Here is an 8,027-nt window from a genome sequence, read left to right as displayed (position 1 = left end):
GGATCGGCCGGGCCGTCGTCGTCCTCGTCTTCATCGTCCTCGGGCTGGGCCCAGAACAGCCGGTCGGGCAGCACGTGGCCCATGCCGGGTCTGAAGCCCGCGTCGAGGCAGCGGTCCATGTAGCTCAGCGCCTCGGAGGTGGCGGCCACCAGGTCGGTGCCGCTGGCGAGCAGCGCGGCCAGCGTGGCGGACAGCGTGTCGCCGGCGCCGGCGAACACGGCTTCGAGGCGCTCGTACTTCTCGCTCGCCAGCACCGCCTGCGGCGAGGCCAGCACGTTGTCGATGAACTGGTCGGGCAGCATGATGCCCGTGACCAGCGTGTAGGGCGTGCCCTGCTCGCCGGCGGCGCGGGCGATGTCGCGGGCCGTCGGCGGCTTCTCGCCGCTCCAGTCGGGCAGCAGCCAGCGCCACAGCGTGCTGTGGTTGCCGACCAGCACCGTGGTCTGCGGCAGTACCAGTTCGCGGAAGGCGTCGAGGTAGGCGTCGATCTGGTTCTCGTCCCACCACGACAGGTTGGGCATGTAGGCCACCAGCGGCACGTCGGGGTAGTCGGTCGCGGTCTCGGCGATGGTGCTGAGGATTTCCGGCGAGCCCGCGAAGCCGACCTTGATCAGCTGCACTTCCACGTCCTCGAGGATCGCGCGCGTCTGCTCGGCCACCGCCTCTTCGTCGAAGGCGAAATGGTCGAAGATCTCGGCCGTGTCGCGCGCATAGGCGCCCGTCACCACCGGCAGCATGTGAGCACCGACTGACGCCATGGCCAGCGCATCGCCGCCCAGGCCACCGGCGCCGCTGGGATCGCTGGCGTTGAAGACCAGCACGCAGGGGGGATTGAGATCGACGTCCAGTTCGGCCAGGTCGTCTGCGGAGGGGTCGTTAAGATCAGCCATGCCGCGACCGCTGCAAGGCGGTAGTAGGTAAGTTTTCATACGCCATCGGACGCCCACGCCATGGTGGCGTATGTGCGACGGTCGTCGGGTATTTTGATGATACGTCTAGATACAATCGTTGCATTCTATGTACAGGGACTTTAAGCTGCGATGAACACGAAAACCTGGATGTGCCTGATTTGCGGGTGGATCTACGACGAAGCGGCGGGTGTGCCGGAAGACGGTATTGCCGCCAACACGGCCTGGGCCGATGTCCCGATGAACTGGACATGCCCCGAGTGTGGCGCACGCAAGGAAGACTTCGAAATGGTTGAGATCTGAAGCATGGCATAGGGTGAGGTCCCTGGTGCGGCAGAGGCACGGTAGTCGAGGCAGTCTCATACGAGGAGCGTGTGCCAATGAGCACGAATGGGTCCGGTTACAAGGTGCTCGTCATCGACGACAGCAACACCATTCGGCGCAGCGCCGAGATCTTCCTCAAGCAGGGCGGCCATGAGGTCCTGCTGGCCGAGGACGGCTTCGACGCCCTGTCCAAGGTCAACGACCACAAGCCGCACCTGATCTTCTGCGACATCCTGATGCCGCGCCTCGACGGCTACCAGACCTGCGCCATCATCAAGCGCAATGCCGATTTCTCCAACGTGCCGGTCGTGATGCTGTCCTCCAAGGACGGCGTGTTCGACAAGGCGCGCGGCCGCATGGTCGGCTCGCAGGACTACCTCACCAAGCCTTTCACCAAGGACCAGCTGCTGCAGGCCGTGCAGCAGTTCGGCATCGCACAGAACAAAGAGGCGCTGTAATGCCCATCCACAAAGTGCTCGTGGTCGACGACTCCAAAACCGAACTGTTCTTCCTGAGCGACCTGCTGCAGAAGAACGGCTTCTCGGTCAAGACCGCGGAGAACGCCGACGACGCCATGCGCCGCATCGAGGAAGAGCGGCCCGACCTGATCCTGATGGACGTGGTCATGCCCGGCCAGAACGGCTTCCAGCTGACCCGCGCGATCGCGCGCAACCCGCAGTACGCCAACGTGCCCATCATCCTGTGCACGAGCAAGAACCAGGAAACCGATCGCGTCTGGGGCATGCGCCAGGGCGCGCGCGACTACATCGTGAAGCCGGTGAACGCCGCCGAGCTGATGGCGAAGATCAGCGCGCTGGCCTGAGGCCCCCGATCCCGCCATGGCCAATCGCGACGCCCTGCGTGCCTTTCAGTCCCGGCTGGCGGCGCGCCTTCAGGCGGCGCGCACCTCGGACGTGTCGGCCTCGTGGCTGGCGGTCGAGGCCGGCGAGGCGCGCTACCTGTTTCCGCTCGGCCACGCCGGCGAGATCTTTCCCTGGACCCCGCCGCAGGCGGTGCCCTACACCGCGCCCTGGTTCCTGGGCGTGGCGAACCTGCGCGGCGGCCTCTACGGCGTGGTGCAGCTGTCGAGCTTCCTGACCGGCCAGCCGCCCGATGCGCCGGTTGCTGCCGGCGAAGGCGCGCGGGCGCAGTCGCGCCTGGTGGCGCTCAACGAGCTGCTGGAAGTCAATTGCGCGCTGCTGGTCGACCGGCTGGTGGGCCTGCGCGGCGTCGAGGCCTTCACCGATTCGCAGCCGCCGGCCGCCGACGCCCCGGCCTGGGTCGGCCACACCTACCAGGACGCCGACGGCGAATCCTGGCAGGAACTCAGCCTGCAGGCCTTGTCGCAGCAATCCCATTTCCTGAGCATCGGCGCCTGAATGGCTGGCCGGGCTTTGACATCCAAGTGAAGGACCGACCGTGAGCTCGATCGCCGACAAGCTGAAGAAGTACCTGCCCGACGCGGAGGAGAGCGCGAACGAGCGCATGCATGGCGCCGGCTCGACGCTGGCGCTGGACAACATCGAAACCCTGCAGCCGCTGGCGGAAGAGCCGTCGTTGCCGCGCACCCCGGTGGCGTCGCCGTCGTACGAGGCCTTCCAGGCGGCCGAGCCGGCCTTCGCCGCGGCGTCGAACGCGCCGACCGCGGCCGACAGCGGTGGCGGCGCGGCCCAGGCCGTGGCGGCGGCGCTGCGCGTGCATCCCGCGCGCCAGCTGCGCATCTTCGCGATCGCACTGGCGGTGGTGGTCCTGCTGCTGCTGCTGGTGGCCGGCTCCGCGATCCTGCGCGCCGACCGCCTGGCGCAGCAAGTGGCCTCGACCGGCCAGGCGCTGATGCAGTCGCAGCGGCTGGCCAAGTCGGTGTCGCAGGCGCTGGTGGGCAACGGCGCCGCCTTCACCGAAGTGCGCGAGAGCTCGGACGACCTGACGCGCCGCGTGCAGGGCCTGGCGAGCGGCGACGAATCCCTCAAGCTGGAGCGCGTGGGCGGCCAGTACGACGCCGAACTCGCCAAGATCACGCCGCTGGTCGAGCGTGCCGACAAGAGCGCCAAGGCCGTGCTGGCCCAGCAGAAGATCCTGACGCAGGTGGGCGCCGCGCTGCGCGACATCAACCGGCAGTCGTCCGACCTGCTGGAAATGACCGAGACGCTGACCGCCCTGAAGACGCAGCAGGGCGCTTCCATTCCCGAGATCTCGGCGTCCGGCCAGCTGGTGATGCTCACGCAGCGCATCGGCAAGTCGGCCAACGAATTCCTGACCGTCGAGGGCGTGAGCCCCGACGCCGTGTTCCTCCTGGGCAAGGACCTGAACACCTTCCAGGAGATCGCGCGCGGCCTGCTCGACGGCAATGCACAGCAGCGCCTGCCGGGCGCGCGCGACGCGCAGAGCCGCCAGCAGCTCGAACTGATCCTCAAGACCTACGAGCAGACCCGCACGCAGGCCGGCGCCATCCTGGGCAACCTGCAGGGCCTGGTGTCGGCGCGCGAAGGCCTGGCCACCATCCTGGCCGACAGCGAGCCGCTGCGGCTGTCGCTGGGCGACCTGCAGTCCAAGCTGTCCGACCGCACCGGCCTGGGCGCCGGCACGCTGGCGATGCTGGTCGTGCTCTCGCTGGCGGCGCTGGCGCTGGCCGGCGGCATGGGCTTCGTGCAGGTGCGCGAAGGCCGCGAGCGCGCGGTCGCGGCCGAGAAGGACCGGCTCGAGGCCGAGCGTCTGAGCGAGGAAGCCAGCCGCGTGAACAGCGCCAACCAGGCCGCGATCCTGCGGCTCATGAACGAACTGCAGACGGTGGCCGAAGGCGACCTGACGCAGGAAGCCACCGTGACCGAGGACATCACCGGCGCCATCGCCGACTCGGTGAACTACACGGTGGAGGAACTGCGGCTGCTGGTGGGCAACGTGCAGAACACGGCCTCGCGCGTGGCCCACACCACCTCGCTGGTGGAAAGCACCTCGACCGAGCTGCTGGCCGCCTCGACCGAGCAGCTGCGCGAGATCCGCGAGACCGGCCAGTCGGTGCTGACCATGGCCGAGCGCATCAACGGCGTGTCCTCGCAGGCGCAGGAATCGGCCACGGTGGCGCGCCAGTCGCTCAAGGCCGCTTCCTCGGGCCTGCAGGCGGTGCAGAACGCGATCGGCGGCATGAACTCGATCCGCGACCAGATCCAGGAAACCTCCAAGCGCATCAAGCGGCTGGGCGAGTCCTCGCAGGAGATCGGTGAAATCACCGAACTGATCTCGGACATCACCGAACAGACCAACGTGCTGGCACTCAACGCCGCCATCCAGGCCGCATCCGCGGGCGAGGCCGGCCGCGGCTTCTCGGTGGTGGCCGAGGAAGTGCAGCGCCTGGCCGAGCGCTCGGCCGACGCCACGCGCCAGATCGCGGCGCTGGTGAAGGCGATCCAGACCGACACCCAGGATGCGGTGGGCGCCATGGAGCGCTCCACGCAGGGCGTGGTCGAGGGCGCCAAGCTGTCCGACAACGCGGGCACCGCGCTGTCCGAGATCGACCGCGTGTCGCGCCGGCTGGCCGACCTGATCGAGCAGATCTCGCAGTCCGCCTCGCGCGAGGCCGATTCGGCCAACGTGGTGGCCGCCAACATCCAGCACATCTTCGCGGTGACCGAGCAGACCGGCGACGGCACGCGCACCACGGCCCAGCAGGTGCGCGAGCTGTCGCAGATGGCCGAGGAGCTGCGCCAGTCGGTGGCTCGCTTCAAGATCGTCTGAACCGCGGGCGCCGAACGTGTCGACCCCTTCGTCCGCCATGGCCGAGTCTTCCGCCTCCGCACCCGACAGCCATGACCTGGGGCCGCTGGCCTGGGTGATCGGCGAAGTCCAGAAGACCCTCGAGGGCACGGGCAAGTCCTTGCGCCGCTTCGCGCGCGACGTGGCGGCAACGTCCGACGCCGGGCCGCTGCGCCAGGCGCGCCAGCACCTGCACCAGGCCGTGGGTGCGCTCACCATGGTCGGCCACAAGACGCCGGCGCTGGTGGTGGGCGCGATGGAGTTCGCGGTGCAGCGCTTCGTCGACGAGCCGGCGCGCTGCACCGAGGCCGAGGTGCACAAGATCGACCGCGCCAGCTTCGCGGTGATCGACTACCTGCAGGCCCTGCTGGGCGGCAAGGCCGTGTCCGCGGTCGGCCTGTTTCCGCAGTACCGCGACGTGCTGCAGATGGCCAGCAGCGACCGCGTGCACCCGGCCGACCTCTGGCCCCATCCCTGGCGCTGGGTCGAGATCCGCCCGTCGCCGACCCAGGTGGCGCTGGTCTACGACCCGGCCGTGCGCTCCAAGCTCGACCGCGAAGTGCTCAAGATCGTCCAGGACGGCGACGCGCAGGCGGCGCGCCGGCTGCACGCGCTGTGCCTCGGCCTGGCCCGCGGCGCCTCGGCGCCGCGCGTGGTCAGCTTCTGGATGCTGGCGGCCGGCTTCTTCGAGGCGCTGAGCCTGTCGCTGCTGCCGATCGACCTCTATGTGAAGCGCGCCGCCTCGCGCGTGCTGCTGCAGTACGCCACGCTGGCCCGGGGCGGCGATGCCGCCACGTCGGAGCGGCTGGCGCAGGACCTGCTCTTCTTCTGCGCGCAGGCCGCGCCGGCCCGCGGCGAGGAGGTGCTCACGCTGCGCCGGGTGCGGCGCGCCTGGGGCGTCCAGGACGAGGCCCCGGTCGACTATGCGGTCGAGCAGTTCGGCCGCTTCGATCCGCAGGCGCTGGCCCAGGCCCGCAAGCGCATCGAGGCCGCCAAGGAGATGTGGTCGGCGCTGTCCGGCGGTGACCTGTCGCGCGTCCGTCAGGCCGTCGATGCGTTCACGCAGCTCGGCGAATCGCTGCAGAAGCTGCATCCGGCCAGCCTGCCGATGGCGCAGGCGCTCGACCACGCGGTCGAGGCCACCTTGCGTTCGGGCGAGCCGCCCGGCACCGAGCTCGGCATGGAGGTCGCGACCTCGGTGCTGTACCTGGAAGCCGCCTTCGAGGACCTCGATCCGCAGGACCGCCAGCTCACGGCCCGCACCGTCCAGCTCGCCGGGCGCATCGACCGGGTGCGCGAGGGCGGCCGGGCCGAGCCGCTCGAGCCCTGGATGGAGGAGCTCTACCGCCGCGTGAGCGACCGCCAGTCGATGGGCACGGTGGTCGACGAGCTGCGCGCCAACCTCAGCGATCTCGAGAAATCGCTCGACCAGTTCTTCCGCCGGCCGCAGGACCCCTCGCTGCTGCGCACCGTGCCCACGCAGCTGCTGCAGATGCGCGGCGTGTTCTCGGTGCTGGGGCTCGACCAGGCCGCACAGACCGTGCAGCGCATGCGCGAGAACGTCGACCACCTGACGGCCGCCGAATCGCCGGCCGACGAGACGCGCGATTTCGATTCGCTGGGCAACAACCTGGGCGCGCTGGGCTTCCTGATCGACATGCTGGCCTACCAGCCGGCGCTGGCCAAGCGCCTGTTCGTGTTCGACGCCGAGGCCGGCGAACTCAAGCCGCTGATGGGCCGCACCGCCGAGACGGGCGCCGCGTCTTCGGAGGCCCTGGCCGGGGCGCCCGGCGCCGAGCTCACGCTCAGCGTGGAGGAGGTCGATGCCCAGATCGCCGCCAAGCTGGCCGCCCTGGCCACGCCGCACCGCAAGCCGGTGTCGCCGATCGAGGAATTCAGCCGCGCCGCCGACAGCTGGACCGCCAAGATCGTCGGCCCGATGTCCCTGCCCGACACCGAGGTGACGGAGCTCGAGGAAGACGACCTGCGCAACATCTTCCTGGACGAGGCGCGCGAGGTGCTGGTCAACGGCCAGGCGGCGCTCGAGACGCTCGGGCACGATGCCACCGACATGGGCGCGCTCACGGTGCTGCGCCGGGCCTTCCACACGCTCAAGGGCAGCTCGCGCATGGTCGGCCTGACCGACTTCGGCGACGCCGCCTGGTCCTTCGAGCAGGTCGTCAACCTCTGGCTGGCCGACCAGCGTCCCGCCACGCCCGAACTGTGCGAGGCCACCGGCCGCGCGCTCAAGGATTTCGCCGCCTGGGTCGAGGCCATCGCTGCCGGCCGGCCGCACGACGCGCAGGACGACGACTTCGCCCGCCTGGCCGAGGCCCTGCGCAGCGGCGCCCCGCTGCCGCCCACGCGCCTGAGCGACCCCGACCTGCTGGCGATCGCCGCGCGTCACATCGCGGCCGAGCCGCCGGCACCGGCGCCGGTCGACGTGCCGCCGCAGGCCGAGCTCGCGCTTGATCTCGCGGCGCCCGACGTCGCAGGGCATCACGCATTGGAGACCTCGTCGCGCATGGCCGAGACCGAGCGCGCGAGCGCCCGCCGCGACAGCGAGATGGACGACGATTTCGCGTCCACCGACTTCCTGGATTTCGACCTGCGCGCGCTGGACGCTCCGTCGGAACCGGCCCCCGCGCCCGCGCAGCAGCTGCCGCAGGGCGAGGACATCGATTTCTTCGAGACCGCCCATGCGTCGATCGACGCCAGCTGGTTGCAGCCCGCGGCGCCACCGGTGCCGGAACCCGAGGTCCAGCCGCCAGCGCCGGCCGTCGTAGTCGAGGCCGTCGAGCCCGCCGCGGCCGATCCCCAGGATGCGCAGGACGACCTCGCGGTGCTCGCCAGCCTGCTGTCGCGGCCGAGCGAGATGCCGTGGGACCCGGCCATGCCGGCGGATGTGCAGCCCGAGCCCGAATCAGAATCCGCGCCGGTGTCGCAAGAGGCCGTCGACGAGGCGCCCATCGCCGCCTTCGTGCCGGAACCCGAACCCGAACCGGAGCCGCCCGCGGCCCCCCCGCCGGCCGCGGGCGGCTCCGG

General features: G+C 70.1%; 7 protein-coding genes. 6 read left to right on the top strand and 1 reads right to left on the bottom strand.

All coding sequences use genetic code 11. From position 1 onward, the window contains the following. A partial coding sequence (locus tag A9977_RS04445; protein ID WP_183023682.1) for a bifunctional hydroxymethylpyrimidine kinase/phosphomethylpyrimidine kinase occupies nt 1–929 on the bottom strand: 929 nt, incomplete at its 3' end. 111 nt (nt 930–1,040) lie between these two features. Here A9977_RS04445 and A9977_RS04440 point away from each other — a divergent pair. From A9977_RS04440 to A9977_RS04415, 6 genes are all read left to right on the top strand, one after another. Further along, entirely contained in the window at nt 1,041–1,211 is a 171-nt protein-coding gene (locus A9977_RS04440; protein ID WP_183023681.1) for a rubredoxin, read from the top strand. A 77-nt stretch (nt 1,212–1,288) separates the two neighbouring features. Next, nucleotides 1,289–1,690: a PleD family two-component system response regulator gene (locus A9977_RS04435; protein ID WP_183023680.1), complete on the top strand. Its 402-nt coding sequence runs from the start codon at nt 1,289–1,291 to the stop codon at nt 1,688–1,690. Continuing rightward, the gene (locus A9977_RS04430) at nt 1,690–2,055 is read left to right on the top strand and encodes a response regulator transcription factor (protein WP_183023679.1); all 366 of its coding nucleotides are present in this window, start codon (nt 1,690–1,692) and stop codon (nt 2,053–2,055) included. Before A9977_RS04435 ends, A9977_RS04430 begins: the two co-directional genes overlap by 1 nt. 16 nt (nt 2,056–2,071) lie before the next feature. Then, on the top strand, nt 2,072–2,611 hold the full coding sequence (locus A9977_RS04425) for a chemotaxis protein CheW (protein WP_183023678.1): 540 nt from the start codon (nt 2,072–2,074) through the stop codon (nt 2,609–2,611). A 106-nt stretch (nt 2,612–2,717) separates the two neighbouring features. Continuing rightward, a complete protein-coding gene (locus A9977_RS04420; protein WP_259651815.1) occupies nt 2,718–4,964 on the top strand; it encodes a methyl-accepting chemotaxis protein in 2,247 nt (748 codons plus the stop codon). A 37-nt stretch (nt 4,965–5,001) separates the two neighbouring features. Beyond that, a partial coding sequence (locus A9977_RS04415; protein ID WP_183023676.1) for an Hpt domain-containing protein occupies nt 5,002–8,027 on the top strand: 3,026 nt, incomplete at its 3' end.

The sequence above is a fragment of the Variovorax sp. UMC13 genome, from assembly GCF_014170375.1.
Taxonomy (GTDB): Bacteria; Pseudomonadota; Gammaproteobacteria; order Burkholderiales; family Burkholderiaceae_C; genus Variovorax.
Note: the sequence above shows the minus strand (reverse complement) of the source record. Positions and strands in the feature narration are given on the sequence as shown.